The sequence below is a fragment of the Pseudoxanthomonas wuyuanensis genome (assembly GCF_900215535.1).
GTDB classification, from domain to species: Bacteria; Pseudomonadota; Gammaproteobacteria; order Xanthomonadales; family Xanthomonadaceae; genus Pseudoxanthomonas_A; species Pseudoxanthomonas_A wuyuanensis.
Window position 1 is genome coordinate 83,163 of sequence record NZ_OCND01000009.1, and the last position, 20,702, is coordinate 103,864.

15 protein-coding genes are annotated in these 20,702 nt (G+C 67.3%); 14 read left to right on the forward strand and 1 reads right to left on the reverse strand.

Going from position 1 to position 20,702, the window contains the following annotated elements:
• Positions 1-22 precede the first annotated feature (22 nt).
• From CRO39_RS16600 to lpxC, 12 genes are all read left to right on the forward strand, one after another.
• Positions 23-1,870, forward strand: a complete 1,848-nt coding sequence (locus tag CRO39_RS16600) for a peptidoglycan D,D-transpeptidase FtsI family protein (protein WP_097123138.1) — start codon at positions 23-25, stop codon at positions 1,868-1,870.
• Positions 1,867-3,405, forward strand: a complete 1,539-nt coding sequence (locus CRO39_RS16605; protein ID WP_097123080.1) for a UDP-N-acetylmuramoyl-L-alanyl-D-glutamate--2,6-diaminopimelate ligase — start codon at positions 1,867-1,869, stop codon at positions 3,403-3,405. Before CRO39_RS16600 ends, CRO39_RS16605 begins: the two co-directional genes overlap by 4 nt.
• Positions 3,402-4,802, forward strand: a complete 1,401-nt coding sequence (locus CRO39_RS16610) for a UDP-N-acetylmuramoyl-tripeptide--D-alanyl-D-alanine ligase (protein WP_097123081.1) — start codon at positions 3,402-3,404, stop codon at positions 4,800-4,802. Before CRO39_RS16605 ends, CRO39_RS16610 begins: the two co-directional genes overlap by 4 nt.
• Complete coding sequence (gene mraY, locus CRO39_RS16615) at positions 4,792-5,877, forward strand: phospho-N-acetylmuramoyl-pentapeptide-transferase (RefSeq protein WP_097123082.1); 1,086 nt, start codon at positions 4,792-4,794, stop codon at positions 5,875-5,877. Before CRO39_RS16610 ends, mraY begins: the two co-directional genes overlap by 11 nt.
• The gene (ftsW, locus tag CRO39_RS16620) at positions 5,877-7,160 is read left to right on the forward strand and encodes a putative lipid II flippase FtsW (protein WP_097123083.1); all 1,284 of its coding nucleotides are present in this window, start codon (positions 5,877-5,879) and stop codon (positions 7,158-7,160) included. Before mraY ends, ftsW begins: the two co-directional genes overlap by 1 nt.
• Positions 7,157-8,407, forward strand: coding sequence for an undecaprenyldiphospho-muramoylpentapeptide beta-N-acetylglucosaminyltransferase (murG, locus tag CRO39_RS16625; RefSeq protein ID WP_238394693.1), 1,251 nt, complete (start codon positions 7,157-7,159; stop codon positions 8,405-8,407). The genes ftsW and murG overlap by 4 nt, the downstream gene beginning before the upstream one ends.
• Positions 8,404-9,855, forward strand: coding sequence for a UDP-N-acetylmuramate--L-alanine ligase (murC, locus tag CRO39_RS16630; protein WP_097123084.1), 1,452 nt, complete (start codon positions 8,404-8,406; stop codon positions 9,853-9,855). Before murG ends, murC begins: the two co-directional genes overlap by 4 nt.
• A complete protein-coding gene (locus CRO39_RS16635; protein ID WP_097123085.1) occupies positions 9,852-10,802 on the forward strand; it encodes a D-alanine--D-alanine ligase in 951 nt (316 codons plus the stop codon). Before murC ends, CRO39_RS16635 begins: the two co-directional genes overlap by 4 nt.
• A gap of 154 nt (positions 10,803-10,956) precedes the next feature.
• Entirely contained in the window at positions 10,957-11,805 is an 849-nt protein-coding gene (locus tag CRO39_RS16640; protein WP_097123086.1) for a cell division protein FtsQ/DivIB, read from the forward strand.
• Entirely contained in the window at positions 11,802-13,037 is a 1,236-nt protein-coding gene (gene ftsA, locus CRO39_RS16645; RefSeq protein ID WP_097123087.1) for a cell division protein FtsA, read from the forward strand. Before CRO39_RS16640 ends, ftsA begins: the two co-directional genes overlap by 4 nt.
• Before the next feature lie 160 nt (positions 13,038-13,197).
• Complete coding sequence (ftsZ, locus tag CRO39_RS16650; RefSeq protein WP_097123088.1) at positions 13,198-14,433, forward strand: cell division protein FtsZ; 1,236 nt, start codon at positions 13,198-13,200, stop codon at positions 14,431-14,433.
• Between the two features lie 478 nt (positions 14,434-14,911).
• The gene (lpxC, locus tag CRO39_RS16655; protein WP_097123089.1) at positions 14,912-15,826 is read left to right on the forward strand and encodes a UDP-3-O-acyl-N-acetylglucosamine deacetylase; all 915 of its coding nucleotides are present in this window, start codon (positions 14,912-14,914) and stop codon (positions 15,824-15,826) included.
• Positions 15,827-16,219: 393 nt separating this feature from the next.
• On the opposite strand, the gene CRO39_RS16660 is transcribed toward lpxC, so the two are convergent.
• Positions 16,220-16,699: a DciA family protein gene (locus CRO39_RS16660; protein ID WP_097123090.1), complete on the reverse strand. Its 480-nt coding sequence runs from the start codon at positions 16,697-16,699 to the stop codon at positions 16,220-16,222.
• Between the two features lie 131 nt (positions 16,700-16,830).
• Here CRO39_RS16660 and CRO39_RS16665 point away from each other — a divergent pair, with 131 nt between their 5' ends.
• Together CRO39_RS16665 and secA are read left to right on the forward strand one after the other, a co-directional pair.
• Positions 16,831-17,658, forward strand: a complete 828-nt coding sequence (locus CRO39_RS16665; RefSeq protein WP_238394692.1) for a M23 family metallopeptidase — start codon at positions 16,831-16,833, stop codon at positions 17,656-17,658.
• A 286-nt stretch (positions 17,659-17,944) separates the two neighbouring features.
• Positions 17,945-20,701, forward strand: a complete 2,757-nt coding sequence (gene secA, locus CRO39_RS16670) for a preprotein translocase subunit SecA (RefSeq protein ID WP_097123092.1) — start codon at positions 17,945-17,947, stop codon at positions 20,699-20,701.
• Position 20,702: the final 1 nt, after the last annotated feature.

The window sequence follows — 20,702 nt, forward strand, 5'->3', positions numbered from 1 at the left end:
CAGGAACATGCCGCCGCGCAATATGCCGCCGATCAAGAACCGCAACCGCGCGCGCTTCAACCTGCGCGGACGGCTGGCACTGGTTGTCGGCGCACTGGGCCTGTGCTCGTTCAGCCTGGTCGGACGCGCCGCCTATGTGCAGCTGATCAACAACGATTTCTACCAGCGCCAGGGTGATGCGCGGTTCCTGCGCGAAATCCCGATTCCGACCTCGCGCGGCATGATCACCGACCGCAACGGCGAGCCGGTGGCGGTGTCTTCGCCGGTCGAATCGGTGTGGGGCAATCCGCAGGAACTGCTCAAATTTCCCGAACGCCTGCCGGAACTGGCCCAGGCGCTGGATGTGCCGGCCGATCATCTGGTCAACCGGCTGTCGCAGCGCGCCGACAAGGAATTCATCTATCTCAAGCGCCGCATCAATCCGGACGAAGCGCGCCGCATTCTCGACCACCGCATCCCCGGGGTGTTCTCGCAGCGCGAATTCCGCCGCTTCTACCCGCAGGGCGAGGCGATGGCGCATGTGCTGGGCTTCACCAACATCGACGACCAGGGCCAGGAAGGGCTGGAACTGGCATTCGACGAATGGCTGCGCGGCACGCCCGGGGCCAAGAAGGTGATCCGCGACAACCGCGGGCGCATCGTCGAGAACGTCGATCTGCTGCGCGCCGCGCAGCCGGGCAAGGATCTGACTCTCAGCATCGATCGCCGCATCCAGTACCTGGCCTACCGCGAACTCAAGCGCCAGCTGCTGGAACTTGGCGCCAGCAGCGGTTCTGCGGTGGTGCTGGACGTCGCCACCGGCGAAGTGCTGGCAATGGTCAACCTGCCGACCTACAACCCCAACGCGGTCAACGCCGGCAAGCCCGATGCCCGCCGCAACCGCGCGGTCACCGATGTGGTGGAGCCGGGCTCGACGATGAAGCCGATCACCGTGGCCGCGGCGCTCAAGGCCGGGCTGGTGACGCCGGAAACCCGCATCGACGTCTCCCCCGGGCACATGGCGCTGGGCCGCTACACCATTCGCGATTTCCGCAACTACGGCGTGCAGACCGTCACCGGCCTGATCACCAAGAGTTCCAACATCGGCGCGGCGAAGCTGGCGGCCAGGCTGCCCAACGACTACTTCTACGAAACCCTGCAGAGCTTCGGCTACGGGCAGAAGCCCGGCAGCGGCTTCCCCGGGGAGTCGGCCGGCGTGCTGATGCCGCCGGCGCGCTGGAACGGTCTGCAGAAGGCGACCATGGCCTACGGCTACGGGCTGAGCGCGACGCCGCTGCAGATTGCGCAGGCGTACGCGGCGCTGGCCAATGGCGGCAAACTGATAGCGCCTACCTTCGTCAAGGGCCAGCGCAACGAGGCCCGGCAGGTGCTGGACCCGGCGCACGCGCAGCAAGTGCTGAAGATGATGCAGACGGTGACCGAACCCGGCGGCACCGCAACGCAGGCGGCGATCCTGGGTTATCACGTTGCCGGCAAGAGCGGCACCGCGCGCAAGGCCAGCGGCGGCGGCTATTCGCGCCGTTACGTGTCGTTCTTCGCCGGCGTGGTGCCGGTGGAGAACCCGCGCTTCTCGATGGTGGTGGTGGTCAACGATCCCGAACCGGACCGTGGCTACTACGGCGGCGCGGTGTCGGCGCCAGTCTTCCACAACGTAATGGAAGGCGCGCTGCGGCTGATGGACGTGCCGCCGGACGATATCGAAACCTGGCTGGCCGCGCAGGCCGCAGGCGAGGCGAAACTGGCCGCGCGCAGGCCGGCGGAAGCGCCGGCGCCGATCAGCATCGAGCAAGCCAACGATGCCGCCGCCTATGACGACACCATCCCCGCCGCAATGGCGGACCCGGCGGCGGACTCCGGGGTGCTGCGATGAGGCGGATGATGGCGCTGACCGAACTGCTGCCGGATGTCGACGCGCCGCGCGATATCGTCGTGCGCGGCCTGGTCCAGGACAGCCGCGCGATCGAGCCCGGCGACGCGTTCGTGGCGATCGCCGGTTTCGGCGCGCACGGGCTGGGCTTCGTCGACCAGGCCCGGCAGCGCGGCGCCAGCGCGATCCTGTTCGAACCGCCCGCGCCGGCCGGAATGGACGTTCCCAAGGACGCCATCGCGGTGCCGGATCTGCGCAAGCGCATGGGCGGGCTGGCGGACCGTTTCCACGCCTATCCGTCGCGCGAGATGAACATGGTTGCGGTCACCGGCACCAACGGCAAGACCTCCACCGTGCAGTTGCTGGCGCAGGCCTGGCATATCCGCGGCACCCGCTGCGGCAGCATCGGCACGCTGGGCGCGGGCATGTACGGCGAAGTGGTGCCGACCGGATTCACCACGCCGCTGGTGTTGCAGATGCATGCGCTGCTGGCGCAACTGCGCGATACCGGCGCCAAGGCGGTGGCGATGGAAGTCAGTTCGCACGCGCTGGACCAGGGCCGCGTGGATGGCGTGCATTTCGATGTCGCCGTATTCACCAATCTGACCCGCGACCATCTCGACTACCACGGCGACATGAGCAGCTACGGTGCGACCAAGGCCAGGCTGTTCGCCTGGCCCGGTCTGAAGTCGGCGGTGGTCAACCTGGACGACGACTACGGCCGCGAACTGTTCGCGTCGCTGCCGGCCACCGTGCAGGCGATCGGGGTCAGCTCGCGCGGCCAGGCCGAGGCGGCGTTGCGCGCCGATTCGCTGCGTCTGGACGCCAGCGGCATTTCCTTCGAACTGGACAGCGGCGGCGAATCCCACCCGGTGCAGTCGCGGCTGCTCGGCCGCTTCAACGTCGACAACCTGCTGGCGGTGGCCGGCGCGCTGAACGCATTGGGCGAAGCGCCGGCGGAAATCGCCCGCACGCTGTCGCGCCTGCAGCCGATCCACGGGCGCATGAACCGCTTGGGCGGCGAGAGCGGCGACGGCGACCGCAATGGGCGGCCGCTGGTTGTCGTCGACTATGCGCACACCCCGGATGCGCTGGATCAGGCGCTGTCCAGCCTGCGCGAACATGCGCACGGCCGCTTGATCTGCGTGTTCGGCTGCGGCGGCGAACGCGATGCCGGCAAGCGGCCGCAGATGGCCGCCAGCGCCGAACGCTGGGCCGACCGGGTGATCGTCACCGACGACAATCCGCGCAGCGAAGACGGCGACCGCATCGTCGCCGACATCATGGCCGGCTTCGCCGAGCCGCAAAAGGCGGTGGTGCTGCGCGACCGCGCGCGCGCCATCGCCGACGCGATTGCCGAGGCGGGCAACGACGACATCGTGCTGATTGCCGGCAAAGGCCATGAGCCCTATCAGGAAATCAATGGCGTGAAGCATCCGTTCGACGACACCGCAGTCGCGCGGCAGGCGCTGGATGCGCGCTTGCCGCGCAGCGATACGCAAGCGGTGCGGCCGCAGGATGCGGGGGAGCGGCCATGAAGCGGCTGCCCCTTTCCCTGTTGGCGCACTGGGCCGGCGGCGACCTGCGCGGCGATGATGCGTTGATCGGCGCGATCGCCAACGATACCCGCGCGCTGCACCCCGGCAGCCTGTATGTGGCGCTGCGCGGCGAGCGTTTCGACGGCCATGATTTCGCCTACGACGCGGCCATGCGCGGTGCGGCGGCGGTGCTGGTGGAGCATGCGGTCAAGGTGGACCTGCCGCAGGTGATCGTGGCCGACAGCCAGCTGGCGCTGGCGCGCATCGCCGCGGGAATCCAGCAGGATCACGTCGAGAAGGTGGTCGCCATCACCGGCAGCAACGGCAAGACCAGCGTCAAGGCGATGGCGTTGTCGATCCTGCAGCGCGCCGGCGTCGCCTATTCCAATCCCGGCAATCGCAACAACGAGATCGGGCTGCCGTTGGCGGTAATCGACGCGCCGGACGATGCCGACTTTTCGGTTTACGAAATGGGCGCGGGCAAACCCGGCGATATCGCCTATCTGACCGACATCGTCGCGCCCGAAGTGGCGCTGGTGAACAATGTCGCGCCGGCGCACCTGGAACGGATGGGCTCGCTGCTGGGCGTGGCCGAAACCAAGGGCGCCATCTATGAAGCGCTGCCGGCCGACGGCGTGGCGGTCATCAATGCCGACGACGCGTTCGCCGAATACTTCGCGCAGCGCGCTTCCGGCCGGCGGATCATCCGCTTCGGACTGGAATCCACGGCCGATGTGAGCGCGCGCGATATCCGGACGAGCGGGCAGGGCTCGCGCTTTGTCCTGACCGCGCCGCCGGGCGAGGCCGACATAGACCTGCACCTGCCGGGGCGGCACAACGTGATGAACGCGCTGGCCGCGGCGGCGCTGGCGTTGGGCTGCGGCGTGTCCCTGCCGGTGATTGCGGCGGGATTGACCGCCGCGCAGCCGGTGGCCGGACGCCAGATCGCACGCAGGCTGGTCAATGGCGCTGTGCTTATCGACGACAGCTACAACGCCAATCCCGGTTCGCTGGCGGCGGCCATCGATACGCTGGCGGCAGAGCCGGGGCCGGCATGGCTGGTGCTGGGCGACATGCGCGAACTCGGTGCCGATGGCCAGGCGCTGCATGCGCAAGCCGGGCAGCGCGCCAAGGCCGCCGGCATCGCGCGCCTGTATGCGCTGGGACCGTTGAGCCAGGCCGCCTGCGCCGCATTCGGCGAAGGCGCGCGCCATTTCGACAACCACAAGGCGCTGGCCGAGGTCCTGCTTGCCGATCTTGCGATTGCCGGCGGCGGCGGCGGCGATGCCGCGCCGGCCAATCTGCGTGTGCTGGTCAAGGGATCGCGCGGCAGCGCGATGGACCGCATCGTGACCGCACTGCTGTCCGCTGGGGAGGACAAGACACATGCTGCTTGAACTGACGCGCTGGCTGCAGAGCCTGGAGAACTTCTTCGCCCTGTTCGGCTACCTGACCTTCCGCGGCATTCTGGCGGCGCTGACGGCGCTGTTCCTGTCGCTGTGGCTGGGGCCGGCGGTGATCCGCAAGCTGGCCCAGTTCAAGGGCGGCCAGCCGATTCGCCAGGACGGCCCGCAGACGCATTTCTCCAAGGCCGGCACCCCGACCATGGGCGGGGCGCTGATCCTGATCACGGTGCTACTGTCGGTGCTGCTGTGGGGCGACCTGCGCAACCGCTACGTGTGGCTGGTGCTGGCGGTGATGATCGCCTTCGGCGTGATCGGCTGGTACGACGACTGGATCAAGATCGTCAGGCGCGACCCGAACGGGCTGAAATCGCGCTGGAAATACCTGCTGCAGTCGATCTTCGGCCTGGCGGCCGGCATCTTCCTGTGGCAGACCGCCGATGTGGCCGCGGCGACCACCTTCTATATCCCGCTGTTCAAGACCATCGCCCTGCCGCTGGCCGGGCTGGGCTTCATCGCCATCGCCTACTTCTGGATCGTCGGCTTTTCCAATGCGGTCAACCTGACCGACGGCCTGGATGGCCTGGCGATCATGCCGACGGTGCTGGTGGCCTGCGCGCTGGGCGTGTTCGCCTACGCGTCGGGCAATGCGGTGTTCTCCAGCTACCTGCAGATTCCGCAGGTGCCGGGCGCGGGCGAACTGGTGATCATCTGTGCGGCCATCGCCGGCGCCGGGCTGGGCTTTCTCTGGTTCAACACCTACCCGGCGATGGTGTTCATGGGCGATATCGGCGCGCTGGCGCTGGGCGCGGTGCTGGGCACCATTGCGGTGATCGTGCGGCAGGAACTGGTGCTGGTGATCATGGGCGGCGTGTTCGTCATCGAAACGCTGTCGGTGATGATCCAGGTCGCCTCATTCAAGCTCACCGGCAAGCGCGTGTTCCGGATGGCGCCGATCCATCACCACTTCGAGTTGAAGGGTTGGCCCGAGCCGCGGGTCATCGTCCGCTTCTGGATCATCTCGGTGATCCTGGTCCTGGTCGGCCTGGCGACGCTGAAGGTGCGCTGATGAACGACTCCCTGCGCCAGGCGACGCGACTGGAGGCCATCGGTGGCCGCTACGACCCGTGGCTGCTGGGCGCGGCGCTGGCGCTGGCGTGCCTGGGCGTGGTGATGGTGGCGTCCAGCGCCATCATGATGGGCAGCACGCCGTTCCATTACCTCAGCCGGCATGTGGTGTTCCTCACCGTGGGCATCGGCCTGGCGGTATGGGCCATGCGCACCGAGCTGAAACTGGTCGAGCAGTACAACCGCCTGTTGCTGCTGGCCTGCTTCATATTGCTGTTGATGGTGTTCGTGCCCGGGCTGGGCGTCAGCGTCAAGGGCGCGCACCGCTGGATCAACCTGGGCGTGTCCAACTTCCAGGTCGTGGAAGTGGTGAAGGTGCTGTTCATCGTCTGGCTGGCCAGCTACCTGGTGCGCTTCCGCGACGAGGTCAATGCCACCTGGCCGGCGATGCTCAAGCCGCTGGGCGTGGCCGCCGGGCTGGTGGTGCTGCTGCTGCTGCAGCCGGATTTCGGCTCGGCGTCGCTGCTGCTGGCGATCACCGCCGGCATGCTGGTGCTGGGCGGGGTCAACATGCCGCGCATGTTCGGCCCGGTGCTGGTGGGGCTGCCGCTGCTGGCGGTGGTGGCCATCGCCGAACCCTACCGCGTCCGCCGGCTGACCTCGTTCTCGGACCCGTGGGCCGATCCGTTCGGCAGCGGCTACCAGCTGACCAATGCGCTGATGGCCATCGGCCGCGGCGAGTGGTTCGGCGTTGGCCTGGGCGGCTCGGTGCAGAAGCTCAACTATCTGCCCGAGGCGCATACCGATTTCATCCTGGCCGTGATCGGCGAGGAGCTGGGCTTTGCCGGCATCTGCCTGGTCATCGGCCTGTATGCGCTGCTGGTAGGCCGCGCGCTGTGGGTGGGCCTGCGCTGCGTGGAGATGCGCCGCCACTTCGCCGGCTATTGCGCGTTCGGCATCGCCTTGTGGATCGGCCTGCAGAGCTTCGTCTCGATCGGCGTCAACCTGGGCCTGCTGCCGACCAAGGGCCTGACCCTGCCGCTGGTTTCCTCCGGCGGTTCCAGCGTGCTGATGACCTGCGCGGCGATGGGCCTGCTGCTGCGGGTGTCCTACGAACTGGAGCGCACCCAGCGCCAGGTGGCGTTGCGTGGCGACCTGATGCAAGCGGCGGCGGCACCGGAAACGGCGCCGGCGGAAGCGGCGGCGCCTGCGCCCGCACCGGCGGTGCGCGGCACCAGCCGCCTGCGTCCGCGCATCGAGCCCACGTTCGAGAGGATCGCATGACCGCGCGCACGCTCCAGCGGCCGATCATGATCCTTGCCGGCGGCACCGGCGGGCACATCTTCCCCGCGTTGGCGGTGGCCAGGGTGCTGCGCGCGCGCGATGTGCCGGTGGTCTGGCTGGGCGCCGACGGCGCAATGGAAACCCGGCTGGTGCCGCAGCACGGCATCGAACTGGACACGCTGGCGATCTCCGGCCTGCGCGGCAAGGGCGCACTGGCATTGCTGGCCGCGCCGATCCGCGTGCTGCGCGCGATTCGCGCCGCCGGCTTCGTGCTGCGCCGGCGCCAGCCGCGCGCGGTGGTCAGCTTCGGCGGCTTTGCGGCCGGTCCAGGCGGCGTGGCTGCGCGGTTGATGCGCACGCCGCTGCTGGTCCATGAGCAGAACCGCGCACCCGGTTTCACCAACCGCATCCTGGCCAGGGTTGCGCGACGCGTCCTGACCGGCTTTCCCGGCGCGTTTCCGCAGCGCGAGGAATACGTGGGCAACCCGGTGCGCAACGAAATTGCGGCGCTGCCGGCTCCGCGGGAGCGGCTGACCGGACGCCAGGGCCCGCTGCGCCTGCTGGTGCTGGGGGGCAGCCAGGGCGCGCGCGCGCTGAACAATGCGCTGCCGCGGGCGATCGCGGCGTTGACCGGGAGCGCCGCATCCGTCGACATGCAGGTGCGCCACCAGTGCGGCGAAAAACTGCGCGAGGAAGCGATGCAGGCCTATGCCGATGCCGGCGTGGAGGCCAGTGTCGAAGCCTTCATCGCCGACATGGCGGCGGCCTATGCATGGGCGGATCTGGTGGTGTGCCGCGCCGGCGCATCGACGCTGGCGGAGCTGTGCGCGGCCGGCGTCGGCAGCGTGCTGGTGCCGTTTGCGCAGGCGGTCGATGACCACCAGACCCGCAACGCCGAATTCCTGGTCGAACGCGGCGCCGCCGTGCTGCTGAAGCAGGACGAGCAACTGCCCGAACGCCTGCAGGCGGTACTGCGGGATCTGGCCGGCGACAGCGGCCGGCGCCTGGCGATGGCCACCGCCGCGCGCGATCTGGCCAAGGTCGATGCGGCCGAACGCATCGCCGACATCATTCTTGAGGAAGCCGGGACCGGGGACCGGGGACCGGGGACCCGTACCGACCCTCACTTTTCGTCATCTTCCACATCGACTGTAGATCACCACCATTCCATGTCGCCTTGCCTTTCGCTTTTCCCCAGTCCCCGGTCCCCGGTCCCCGGTCCCGGCTCCGTAGGAGCCAAGCCATGATGGCCGCCGCGCGCGAACGCCGCCTGCAACATACCGGCAATCTCGCCAGCGAGTTCCGCCGCGTCCATTTTGTCGGCATCGGCGGCTCGGGCATGAGCGGCATTGCCGAGGTGCTGTGCACGCTGGGCTATGAGGTGTCCGGTTCGGACAATGCCGACAATGCCGCCACCCGCAGGCTCGCCGCGCTGGGCGCGCGGGTCATGCGCGGGCACAACGCCTCCAATGTGCTGGGCACCGATTGCGTGGTGGTGTCCAGCGCAATCAAGCCCGACAACCCGGAACTGATGGAAGCGCGCTCGCAGCGCATTCCTATCGTGCCGCGGGCGATGATGCTGGCCGAACTGATGCGCTTCCGCCGCGGCATCGCCGTGGCCGGCACCCATGGCAAGACCACCACCACCAGCCTGACCGCGGCGGTGCTGAGCGAAGGCGGGCTGGATCCGACCTTCGTCATCGGCGGCCAGCTGCTGGCCGCTGGCGCCAACGCCAAACTCGGCGATGGCCAGTGGCTGGTCGCCGAAGCCGACGAAAGCGATGGCAGCTTCCTGCGCCTGAATCCGCTGATCTCCATCGTCACCAATATCGATGCCGATCATCTGGAGAACTACGGCAACGATTTCGAACGGGTCAAGGCCGCCTTCGCCGAATTCCTGCAGCGGTTGCCGTTCTACGGGCTGGCGGTGCTGTGCATCGACGATGCGGAAGTGGCCGCGCTGGCCGCGGAAACGCCGCGCCATGTGATGAGCTACGGCTTTGCCGAAAATGCCGACATCCGTGCCGAAGACGTGAACCAGGAAGGTTCCCGCATGCGCTTCACCCTGCGCCTGCCCGAGGACGTCAGCATCGCGGTCAGCCTGGCGCTGCCGGGGCGCCACAACGTGCAGAACGCGCTGGCGGCGGCGGCGGTGGGCTGGCAACTGGGCGTGTCGCCGGAAAACATCGCCGCGGCGCTGGAGAAGTTTGCCGGCATCGGCCGCCGCTTCAACGACCTTGGCGAAATTGTTACTGCCAGCGGTGCGCGCGTGCGGCTGGTGGACGACTACGGCCATCACCCCAACGAACTGGCCGCGGTCTTTGCCGCCGCCCGCGGCGGCTGGCCGGACAAGCGGTTGGTGGTGGCGTTCCAGCCGCATCGCTACAGCCGCACCCGCGACCAGTTCGATGCATTCGCGGCGGTGCTGTCGGAAGTGGATGTGCTGGTGCTCAGCGAAGTCTATCCGGCCGGCGAAACGCCGATTGCCGGCGCCGACGCCAAGTCGCTGGCGCGCGCCATCCGTGCACGCGGCCGCAACGAACCGGTCGTGGTCGGGCAGGTCGCGGATCTGGCGAGCGTGTTGCCGGATGTGCTGCGCGATGGCGATCTGCTGCTGTTGATGGGCGCCGGCGACATCGGCCATGTCGCCCAGCAGATCGCGGCGCACGGATTTGCAGGGAGCCGGACCGAATGAGCCAGTACGCATTCCCGCCGCTGCGTGCGACCGACCCGGCTGCCTTCGGCCGCGTCGCGGTGTTGCTGGGCGGCACGTCCAGCGAAGCCGAGGTCTCGCGCGATTCCGGCCGCAACGTCCTGGAAGCGCTGCGCGCGCGCGGCGTCGATGCGACCGCGGTCGACGGCATTTCCGCGCTGGCCCAAGCGCTGGTGCAGCGCCGCTTCGACCGCGTGTTCAACATCCTGCACGGCCATAAGGGCGGCGGCGAAGACGGCATCGTGCAAGGGCTGATGGAAGCCTTCGGCATGCCCTATACCGGCTCGGACGTGCTGGGGTCGGCGCTGAGCATGGACAAGGTGCGCACCAAGCAGGTGTGGCTGTCGCTGGGCCTGCCGACGCCGCGCTACGTGCGCCTGCTGAGCGGGGAGGATGTGCATCAGGCCGCCGCCACGCTGGGCTTGCCGGTGATCGTCAAACCGGCCAACGAAGGCTCCAGCGTCGGCGTGACCCGCGTGTTCTCCGATGCCGACCTGGAAGCTGCGGTCGAACTGGCCGCACGCTACGACGGCGAACTGCTGATGGAGCAGCTGATCGAGGGCGATGAACTCACCGTGGCCATCCTGGGCGATGTCGCGCTGCCGTCGATCCGCATCGTGCCCAAGGGACAGTGGTACGACTACCACGCCAAATACGTGGCCGAGGACACCCAGTACCTGTGTCCCGGCCTGCAGGGCCAGGACGAAGCCGAGATCGGCCGCATCGCGCTGGCCGCATTCCAGGCTGCCGGCTGCAAGGGCTGGGGCCGGGTGGACGTGATGCGCGACCGCGCCAGCGGAAACTTCTACCTGCTCGAAGTCAACACCGCGCCCGGCATGACCAGCCACTCGCTGGTGCCCAAATCCGCGCAGCAGGCCGGCATCGGTTTCGAGGAACTGTGCTGGCGGATTCTGGAGCAGACGCTATGAGGCCGGGACCGGGGACCGGGGACCGGGGACCGGGGAGGCAGCCGCGCGGCGCCTCCTTGTTCGGGACATGCGGACGGTGTAGCCGTGCGCATGGCTTCGCTGTTCCCGGTCCCTGGTCCCCGGTCCCCGGTCCCGTCGCTTGCGGAGCAAGCGAATGAACGCCGCCCTGCGCATCCTTGCCTGGCTGCTGGCGCTGGCGCTGGTCGCGCTGCCGGTGGTGGCCGTGGTCAACGGCTGGATTGGCGCCGAGCGCTGGCCGCTGACCAAGCTGCGCGTGCATGGCGAGTTCCAGCGCGTGGACCCGGTGCAGTTGCGCGCGGTGGTGCTGCCGTATGCGCAGCGCGGCTTTTTCGCGGTCAGCCTGCAGCAGGCGCAGGACGCCATCGAAAAGCTGCCATGGGTCGAGCGCGCGGACGTGCGCAAGCGCTGGCCGGACGTGATGGAGATCAGCATCGTCGAGCACAAGCCGTTCGCGCGCTGGGGCGAAGACCGGCTGCTGTCCGAGCACGGCCGGCTGTTCCCGATTCCCAAGCAACTGGACGGCCTGGCGCTGCCGCAGCTGGGCGGGCCGGATTCGCAGGTGCAGGAAGTGGTCGCGCTTTACAACGAATCGCGCCAGCTGTTCGCGCCGCTGGGCATCGAAGTGCGGAGCCTGCTGATGGATCGCCGCGGCAGCTGGTCGCTGTTGCTGGGCAACGGTACCGAAGTGGTGATCGGCCGCGCCGATGCGCGCCCGCGCCTGGCCCGTTTCGTACGCATGCTGCCGCATCTGCTGTCGCGCCAGCCGTCGCCGCTGGTGCGCGCCGATCTTCGCTACACCAACGGCTTTGCCCTGGTATGGGGCGAAAAGCCGGGAATGGGGAATCGGGAATCGGGAATGGGAGGAGCGACGGCCAACGCCGCGACCGCCGCCTCCCTTCCGGCCCACCCAACGGTCCCGGACTGGTCTCCCGCATTTTCCATTCCCGATTCCCGATTCCCTATTCCCGGCCTTAAAACATGAATCGCAAAGGCGACAAATCGCTGATCGTCGGTCTCGACATCGGCACCTCCAAAGTCACCGCATTGGTGGGCGAGTATTCGCCCGGCAATCCCATCGAGGTGATCGGCATCGGCTCGCACGAATCGCGCGGGCTCAAGCGCGGCGTGGTGGTGGATATCGAATCCACCGTGCAGTCGATCCAGCGCGCGGTCGAGGAGGCCGAGCTGATGGCCGGCTGCGAGATCCGCTCGGTCTACGCATCGATTTCCGGCGCGCACGTGCAGTGCAAGAATTCTCCCGGCATCGTGCCCATCCGCGACGGCGAAGTGACCTGGGGCGATCTGGATCGGGTGCTGGAAGCGGCCAAGGCGGTGGCCATCCCGGCCGACCAGAAGATCCTGCACGCCATTCCGCGCGAGTACGTGCTGGACGATTCGCAGGAAGGCATCCGCAATCCGGTCGGCATGACCGGCGTGCGCCTGGAAGTGCACGCGCACCTGGTGGTCTGCGCGCAGTCGGCCGCGGCCAACATCAGCAAGTGCGTGCAGCGCTGCGGCCTGCAGATCGACGATCTGATCCTGTCCTCGCTGGCCTCCAGCGTGGCGGTGCTGACCAGCGACGAGCGCGAACTGGGCGTGGTGCTGGTCGACATGGGCGCCGGCACCACCGATCTGGCGGTGTTCGTGCAGGGCGCGATCTGCCACACGGCTTCGTTGCCGATCGCCGGCGATCACGTCACCAACGACATCGCCCACATGCTGCGCACGCCAACGCCGGAAGCCGAGCAGATCAAGGTCCGCTACGCCTGCGCGCTGGCGCAGCTGGCCACCGCCGAGGAAAGCATCCAGGTGCCCAGCGTGGGCGATCGTCCGCCGCGGCGCATGCCGCGCCATTCGCTGGCGCAGGCGGTGCAGGGGCGCTACGAGGAAATCTTCGAGATGGTGCAGGCCGAACTGCGCCGCTCGGGCTTCGAAGAACTGGTCCGCGCCGGCATGGTGCTGACCGGCGGCGCTTCGAAGATGGAGGGCGTGGTCGAACTGGCCGAGGAAATGCTGCAGATGCCGGTGCGCGTGGGCATCCCGCAGCACGTACAGGGCCTGGGCGAGGTGGTGGGCAATCCGGTGCACGCCACCGGCGTGGGCCTGCTGCTGATGGGCAGCCAGATCGAACACCCGCGACGGCCGTCATTGCCCACCGGCAAGGCCGGCAGTTTCTTCAACAAGTTGAAGAACTGGTACCGCGGGGAGTTCTGAAGGAGCGAGAAGTGAGTGGAGAGGAGCGAGAAGTGAGGAGAAGCGTGCTTGCGAGAAGTTTTCCCACTTCTCACTCCTGGCAGGAAGAGGCGAAGGCGAAGGCGACAAGGCAACACCCGATTCACCCAGCAACACATAACTAAATAAGAGGACAACGGACATGGCACATTTCGAACTGGTTGAAAAAATGGCTCCGAATGCGGTGATCAAGGTCATCGGCGTCGGCGGCGGCGGCGGCAATGCGGTCGCGCACATGGTCAGCGGCAGCGTCGACGGGGTGGAATTCATCACCGCCAACACCGATGCGCAGGCGATCAAGAACTGCGGCGCCAAGTTGCAGCTGCAGCTGGGCGGCAACGTCACCAAGGGCCTGGGCGCGGGCGCCAACCCGGAAGTCGGCCGGCAGGCGGCGCTGGAAGATCGCGAGCGCATCATCGAGGCGCTGGAAGGCGCCGACATGGTGTTCATCACCGCCGGCATGGGCGGCGGCACCGGCACCGGCGCCGCGCCGGTGGTCGCGCAGCTGGCCAAGGAAATGGGCATCCTGACCGTGGCCGTGGTCACCAAGCCGTTCCCGTTCGAGGGCCGCCGGCGCATGCAGGTGGCGCTGAAGGGCATCGAGGAGCTGTCGCACCACTGCGATTCGCTGATCACCATTCCCAACGAGAAGCTGATCACGGTGCTGGGCCGCAACGCGACGATGATCCAGGCGTTCCGCGCCGCCAACGACGTGCTGCTGGGAGCGGTGCAGGGCATTGCCGATCTGATCGTGCGCCCGGGCCTGATCAACGTCGACTTTGCCGACGTGCGCACGGTGATGAGCGAAATGGGTCTGGCGATGATGGGCACCGGTTCGGCACGCGGCGACGACCGCGCGCAGGCCGCGGCCGAGAGCGCCATCCAGAATCCGCTGCTGGACGACGTCAACCTGTCCGGCGCCAACGGCATCCTGGTCAACATCACCGCCGGCCCCGACTTCACGATGGCCGAGTTCGACGAAGTGGGCCGCACCATCGAAGGCTTCGCTTCCGAGGACGCCACCGTGGTGCTGGGCACCGTGCTGGATCCGGACATGCAGGACGAGGTGCGCGTGACCGTGGTCGCGACCGGCCTGAACCGTGCCGCCGTGCGCCAGCCGGTGCGCGGCGATCTGGGCGGCAGCCAGCGCGAGCCGATGCGTGCGCCGATCAAGCTGGTCCGCGACGGCACCACCGGCATGCCCATCCACGACGCCGTCGCCGGCATGGACCCGGTGGCCGATGCGGTCGGTTCGCTGGGATTGCGCCGCGGCGGCGGTTCCGTGGCGGCCAGCGCACCGGCCTCGGCGCCGGCTGCGGCGGAACTGCCCAGCGACTACCTGGACATCCCGGCGTTCCTGCGTCGCCAGGCCGACTGACCGAGTCCCTGATTCGCCAGCCGGATTGATTGGAGTTACCTGAAGCAGTCCCCTCCCTTGCGCAAGCAGGGAGGGCTGGGGAGGGTAAGTCAGGGATGACTGCTCGAGTTCCTGATGCAGCCCCCTCCCTTGCGCAAGCAGGGGAGGGCTGGGGAGGGGTAAGCCGGGGCCGTTGACGGTTCGGCATCGTGATCTGTCGAGTGCGGACTTCGCACCGCTCGGTAGTCAACGAGAGCCGGACTGCCAAGGCGCCGCGGGCCCTTCTCCGCCCCTCGCCTGCCTACCGCAGGGGAGGAAGCAAAGCCATGTCCCTTCGCTGCCGGGTCGTCCGGCCCGGCAGCATTTTGTTTCCGGCAAGGCTGAAAAGAGCCCTACCAGCGGATTGTTTCGGTAGTGGGACACACCGGATCTTCCGTTAAGATTCAGCTAATTGCGTGCTATTCTCACCGCTCTCGCAGCACCTCCCACGTCCGAGCCAATGGCCCAGCAACGCACCCTCAAGAATGTGATCCGCGCCACCGGCGTGGGCCTGCACAGCGGCGAAAAGGTCTACATGACGCTGCGGCCGGCTCCGATCGATGCCGGCATCATGTTCCGGCGCGTGGATCTGGACCCGGTGATCGAAATTCCCGCCAGCGCCGAGCTGGTGACCGAAACCACGCTATGCACCGGCTTGAGCCGCGAAGGCGCCAAGGTGCAGACGGTCGAGCACCTGATGTCGGCGCTGGCCGGCCTGGGCGTGGACAATGTCTATGTGGAACTGTCCTCGGCCGAGCTGCCGATCATGGACGGTTCCGCCGGTCCGTTCGTGTTCCTGCTGCAGTCCGCCGGCATCGTCGAACAGAACGCGCCCAAGCGCTTCATCCGCATCCTGCGCCCGGTCGAAGTGACCGACGGCGACAAGGTCGCCCGCTTCGAGCCCTACGACGGTTTCCGTATCGGTTTCACGGTCAAGTTCGATCACCCGATGATTCCGGCTTCGCAGTCGCGGGCCGAGGTGGACTTTTCCACCGGCGCCTACATCAAGGAAGTGGCGCGTGCGCGCACCTTCGGCTTCATGCGCGATCTGGAATACATGCGCGAGCGCAACCTGGGCCTGGGCGGTTCGATGGACAATGCCATCGTGCTGGACGAGTTCCGCGTGCTCAACGACGACGGCCTGCGCTACGCCGACGAGTTCGTGCGCCACAAGATCCTCGACGCCATCGGCGATCTCTATCTCGCCGGCCGCCCCATCCTGGGGGCCTATGAGGGCTACAAATCCGGCCATGCGCTCAACAACAAGCTGGTGCGCGCACTGATGGCGGAAACCTCGGCCTGGGAAGAGGTGAGCTTCGACCCGGCCCAGCGCCCGGCACCGGTCGCCTACGGCAATCCGGCGCTGGCCGGCTGACCGCTGGGCCAGCGCCCAGAACCTGTTCGCGATCTCCGGCGGCACGTCAGGGGCTGCCTTGCGGGGCGACGTGACTCGCGATGAAGCCTCCGTCATGACCGACCGGGGCGGGCATGCCCGCGCCACTCCCGCAAGGATTTTGGTCTTGCAGAGCCGGGTTGGCTGGCCGCTGCTTCGCCCTGGACCTGCGGGCGGTTACGGGATCGCGCACAGATCTTCCGGCTATTCCTGAACAGGTAACCCGGTTTCCGAGGCCCGCGGTGTTGCGATTACGCAATGCCGGAAATGTGACTCGTCACATCGGGCATTTCTGAATTTAACACAAAAATAACGAATGACTAACGACCGGATCGCCTTCCGCCGGTAGTATGCGTTGGCCTGTGCGCCCGGGACTTAACGTTTCCGGCCGCCGCGCCGGTGGTCGGGAGTGGTATCCGGTTCCGCGGAGACGGAATCGTTCAGGGATGCCAGGACAGCTGACAGCGCTTTGCGCGCAGTTTCCGAAAGTGGGTTGACCGCACGTTGGGCCGGTTGTGCTGGGCTGAGCGGCGTGGTCGAGGTTTTGATGGTCACTTCGGTGGCCTTCAGTCCGATGGATTGGGCCGCGTTGATAAGTTCGGGTGCGGCAAGGCGCAGTTTGGCCCGCCACACAGGGGAGTCGACGATAAAAACGAGCCGCCGTCCATCCGCGACATTCGCCAACCGGCAATGCTGCGACAGGGCCGGGGGTAAACAGGGGCGAAGTTGCTGTTCCAGAGCGTCGAGCCAGAGGGCCCGCCGCACCGGGTCGGTGGCGGCATCCGACATCGCTGCCTGCAGGGCAGGTTGCGGGGTGCTGGCGGGGCGACGCGTTCTGGACTTCGGATCAGACATCGGTATCTATGACTTTTCAAAACATCGCTAACAATACACGCGCCTGGTTGGCCGAATCGCTGACAAGAAAATCAAACCAGGTACGTGGCGTCTTCATCGCGCGGCCGTTGGCCAGCGCAGGTTTTCTTCTCATGGCAGGGTTGGTGGCCGGTGTCGGCGGCCGCAGCGCGCTGGGGATGGCCCAGGTGTCGATGCTGCAGGCCAGCGCCGAGCAGCGCGACAGCGAGCTTGCCCAGGTCCGCCGCGGCGCCCAGCAGGAAATCAACGCCATGGCCGCGCGTCTTGGCGAGCTGCAGGCCCAGGCCAACCGTCTCAACGCATTGGGCGACCGCCTGACCCGGGTCGGCCAGCTGCAGGACGGCGAATTCGATTTCAACGAACCGGTCGGCCTGGGCGGCAACGACGTCAGCTACGACATGAAGCCGGCCGAACTGCAATCCGGCGTGGAGCGGCTGGAGCGCCAGTTCGCCGCTTCCGGCCAGCAGCTGTCGGTGCTGGAAGCGCTGCTGTTCAACCGCGAGCTGGACAAGAACGCCACCCCGTCGCGGATGCCGATCGCCAACAGCTACATCACCTCCGGCTTCGGCGGCCGCGCCGACCCGTTCGGCGGCGGCGGCCAGTACCACAAGGGCATCGACTTCAAGGCCAGGGTCGGCGACCCGGTGCTGGCGGTGGCCGATGGCGTGGTCAGCTTCGCCGGCGTCAAGGGCGGCTACGGCAACGTCATCGACGTGGACCATGGCAATGGCTACATCACCCGTTATGCGCACAACTCGCGGCTGACGGTGAAGGCCGGCGACCTGGTCCGGGTGGGTCAGGAGGTGGCCAAGGCCGGCTCCAGCGGCCGTTCCACCGGCGCGCACGTGCATTTCGAAGTCTGGGAGAACGGGCGCGTGGTCAATCCGCGCAAGTTCCTCGGCGACGGCCCGACGCCGGTGGGTGCAGTGAAGCGAGGGTAGAGCGGGCCTTTGGCCCGCCGTTGCCGTCCAACCGGCCTTCGCAGCCGCCGCTGGATCGCTAGTGTTTGGCGCGTGAATCTCTCTCCCAGGGGCGATTCTGATGATGGTTCCTGTGCCGCCGCGATGGCAGTGGCAGGCCACGGCCTACCCTACTTGATTCCCCCGGAGCCGCCCCAAGCTACAATAGGCCGTTGCCAGACAGGGCGCATTGCGCCCTGTTTCGTTTTGGGCGCCAGGGGTGATTGCTGGTGCGCCCCCGACGCTCCTTTCCAATCCGGTTCCCTACATGATCAACAACTTGCTTACCCGTGTCTTTGGCAGCCGTAACGAGCGCCTGCTGAAACAGCTCCAACGCAGCGTCAGCAAAATCAATGCCCTTGAACCGGAGCTGCAGCAGCTTTCCGATGAGCAACTGAAGGCCAAGACCCCCGAATTCCAGCAGCGCATCCAGGCCGGCGAGCCGCTGGACAAGGTGCTGCCGGAAGCCTTTGCGGTTTGCCGCGAGGCCAGCCGCCGCGTGCTGGGCATGCGCCACTACGACGTCCAGCTGATCGGCGGCATGGTCCTGCACCTGGGCAAGATTGCCGAAATGCGCACCGGCGAAGGCAAGACCCTGGTCGCCACGCTGCCGGTCTACCTCAACGCGCTGGAAGGCAAGGGCGTGCATGTGGTCACCGTCAACGACTACCTGGCCCGTCGCGACTCGGCGTGGATGGGCAAGCTGTACAACTGGCTGGGCCTGAGCGTCGGCGTGGTCTACCCGGGCATGCCGCATGGCGACAAGCACGCCGCCTACGCCGCCGACATCACCTACGGCACCAACAACGAATTCGGTTTCGACTACCTGCGCGACAACATGGCCATGGCCAAACAGGACCGCTACCAGCGCGGCCTGCATTACGCCATCGTCGACGAGGTCGACTCGATCCTGATCGACGAAGCGCGCACGCCGCTGATCATTTCCGGCCCGGCCGACGAATCGCCGGAACTCTACATCCGCGTCAACCGCATCGTCCCGCAACTGGTCAAGCAGGAGAGCGAGGAAGCAGAAGGCGATTACTGGGTCGACGAGAAGGGCAAGCAGGCCCATCTGTCCGAAGCGGGCATGGAACACGCCGAGGAGCTGCTGCGCCAGGCCGGCATCATCAGCGCCGAAGACAGCCTGTACGGCGCCAACAACCTGTCGGTGGTGCATCACCTCAACGCCGCGTTGCGCGCGCACGCCATCTACCAGCGCGACGTGGACTACATCGTGCGCGATGGCGAAGTGGTGATCGTCGACGAATTCACCGGCCGCACGCTGCCGGGCCGGCGCTGGTCCGACGGCCTGCACCAGGCGGTCGAGGCGAAGGAAGGCGTGCCGGTGCAGCGCGAAAACCAGACGCTGGCCAGCATCACCTTCCAGAACCTGTTCCGCATGTACAAGAAGCTGTCCGGCATGACCGGTACGGCCGACACCGAAGCCTACGAATTCCAGAGCATCTACGGCCTGGAAGTGATCGTCATCCCGACCAACCGCCCGACCGTGCGCAAGGACTGGCCGGATCAGGTGTTCCTCAACCGCACCGGCAAGTTCAACGCGGTGCTGGCCGACATCCAGGACTGCTACGCGCGCGGCCAGCCGGCGCTGGTGGGCACCACCTCCATCGAAACCTCGGAGCTGCTGTCCGAGCACCTGCGCAAGGCCGGCGTGCCGCATGAAGTGCTCAACGCAAAGCAGCATGAGCGCGAAGCGCACATCGTCGCCCAGGCCGGACGTCCCAAGGCCATCACCATCGCCACCAACATGGCCGGCCGCGGTACCGACATCGTGCTGGGCGGGTCGCTGGAAGCCGAGCTGGAGCAGTTGCCGGACGACGCCAGCGAACTGGACCGCGTCCGCATCAAGCGCGAATGGCAGAAGCGCCATGACGAAGTGAAGGCCGCCGGCGGCCTGCACATCATCGGCACCGAACGCCACGAGTCGCGCCGCATCGACAACCAGCTGCGCGGGCGTTCCGGCCGCCAGGGCGATCCGGGTTCGTCCCGCTTCTACCTGTCGCTGGAAGACAACCTGATGCGCATCTTCGCCTCTGACTGGGTGCAGAAGGCGATGAAGCTGATCGGCATGAAGGAAGACGACGTCATCGAGGACCGCCTGGTCAGCCGCCAGATCGAGAAGGCGCAGCGCAAGGTCGAAGCGCACAACTTCGACATCCGCAAGAACCTGCTGGATTTCGACGACGTCAACAACGACCAGCGCAAGGTCATCTATTCGCAGCGCGACGAGCTGCTGGAAGCCGACTCGGTCAAGGAGAACATCGACGGCATCCGCGGCGACGTGGTGCAGGATATGGTCGCCCGTTTCGTGCCGCCCAGTTCGGTCGACGAACAGTGGGATCTGACCGGCCTGGAGCGCGAGCTGGCCGAGGAGGCCGCGCTGGAACTGCCGGTCAGCCGCTGGCCGCAGGAAACCGAGGAACTGGACGCCGAAGCCATCGAGCAGCGCGTGCAGGACGCCATGGCGCAGCACTTCGACGCCAAGGAAGCGGCGATCGGCGCCGAGACCATGCGCGCGCTGGAAAAGCACATCATGCTGACCGTGCTGGACAGGAACTGGAAGGAGCACCTGGCGCGCATGGACTACCTGCGCCAGGGCATCCACCTGCGCGGCTATGCGCAGAAGCAGCCCAAGCAGGAGTACAAGAAGGAGGCGTTCGAACTGTTCTCCAGCATGCTGGAGCAGGTCAAGCGCGAAGTGGTGACCCTGCTGGCGCGCGTGCGCATCCGCAGCGAAGAAGAAGTCGCCGCGCTGGAAGCGCAGGAGCGCGCGCTGGCCGAGGCCAAGGCGCGGCAGCTGAACTTCCAGCACGAAGACGCCGGCGGTTACGGCGCCGACGAGGAAGCCGCCCAGGCGCAGGCCGCCGCGGCCGCCGCCCAGGGCGGCTACGTGCAGTCCGCCCCGCAGACCGTCCACCGCGACGGTCCCAAGGTCGGCCGCAACGATCCCTGCCCCTGCGGCAGCGGCAAGAAGTACAAGCACTGCCACGGCCAGTTGGGCTGAT

Excerpts from the sequence above, each read along its gene's own strand:
- CRO39_RS16600 (WP_097123138.1), top strand. The coding sequence starts at position 23 with ATGCCGCCGATCAAGAACCGCAACCGCGCGCGCTTCAACCTGCGCGGA.
- CRO39_RS16605 (WP_097123080.1), top strand. The coding sequence starts at position 1,867 with ATGAGGCGGATGATGGCGCTGACCGAACTGCTGCCGGATGTCGACGCG.
- CRO39_RS16610 (WP_097123081.1), top strand. The coding sequence starts at position 3,402 with ATGAAGCGGCTGCCCCTTTCCCTGTTGGCGCACTGGGCCGGCGGCGAC.
- mraY (WP_097123082.1), top strand. The coding sequence starts at position 4,792 with ATGCTGCTTGAACTGACGCGCTGGCTGCAGAGCCTGGAGAACTTCTTC.
- ftsW (WP_097123083.1), top strand. The coding sequence starts at position 5,877 with ATGAACGACTCCCTGCGCCAGGCGACGCGACTGGAGGCCATCGGTGGC.
- murG (WP_238394693.1), top strand. The coding sequence starts at position 7,157 with ATGACCGCGCGCACGCTCCAGCGGCCGATCATGATCCTTGCCGGCGGC.
- murC (WP_097123084.1), top strand. The coding sequence starts at position 8,404 with ATGATGGCCGCCGCGCGCGAACGCCGCCTGCAACATACCGGCAATCTC.
- CRO39_RS16635 (WP_097123085.1), top strand. The coding sequence starts at position 9,852 with ATGAGCCAGTACGCATTCCCGCCGCTGCGTGCGACCGACCCGGCTGCC.
- CRO39_RS16640 (WP_097123086.1), top strand. The coding sequence starts at position 10,957 with ATGAACGCCGCCCTGCGCATCCTTGCCTGGCTGCTGGCGCTGGCGCTG.
- ftsA (WP_097123087.1), top strand. The coding sequence starts at position 11,802 with ATGAATCGCAAAGGCGACAAATCGCTGATCGTCGGTCTCGACATCGGC.
- ftsZ (WP_097123088.1), top strand. The coding sequence starts at position 13,198 with ATGGCACATTTCGAACTGGTTGAAAAAATGGCTCCGAATGCGGTGATC.
- lpxC (WP_097123089.1), top strand. The coding sequence starts at position 14,912 with ATGGCCCAGCAACGCACCCTCAAGAATGTGATCCGCGCCACCGGCGTG.
- CRO39_RS16660 (WP_097123090.1), bottom strand. The coding sequence starts at position 16,699 with ATGTCTGATCCGAAGTCCAGAACGCGTCGCCCCGCCAGCACCCCGCAA.
- CRO39_RS16665 (WP_238394692.1), top strand. The coding sequence starts at position 16,831 with ATGGCAGGGTTGGTGGCCGGTGTCGGCGGCCGCAGCGCGCTGGGGATG.
- secA (WP_097123092.1), top strand. The coding sequence starts at position 17,945 with ATGATCAACAACTTGCTTACCCGTGTCTTTGGCAGCCGTAACGAGCGC.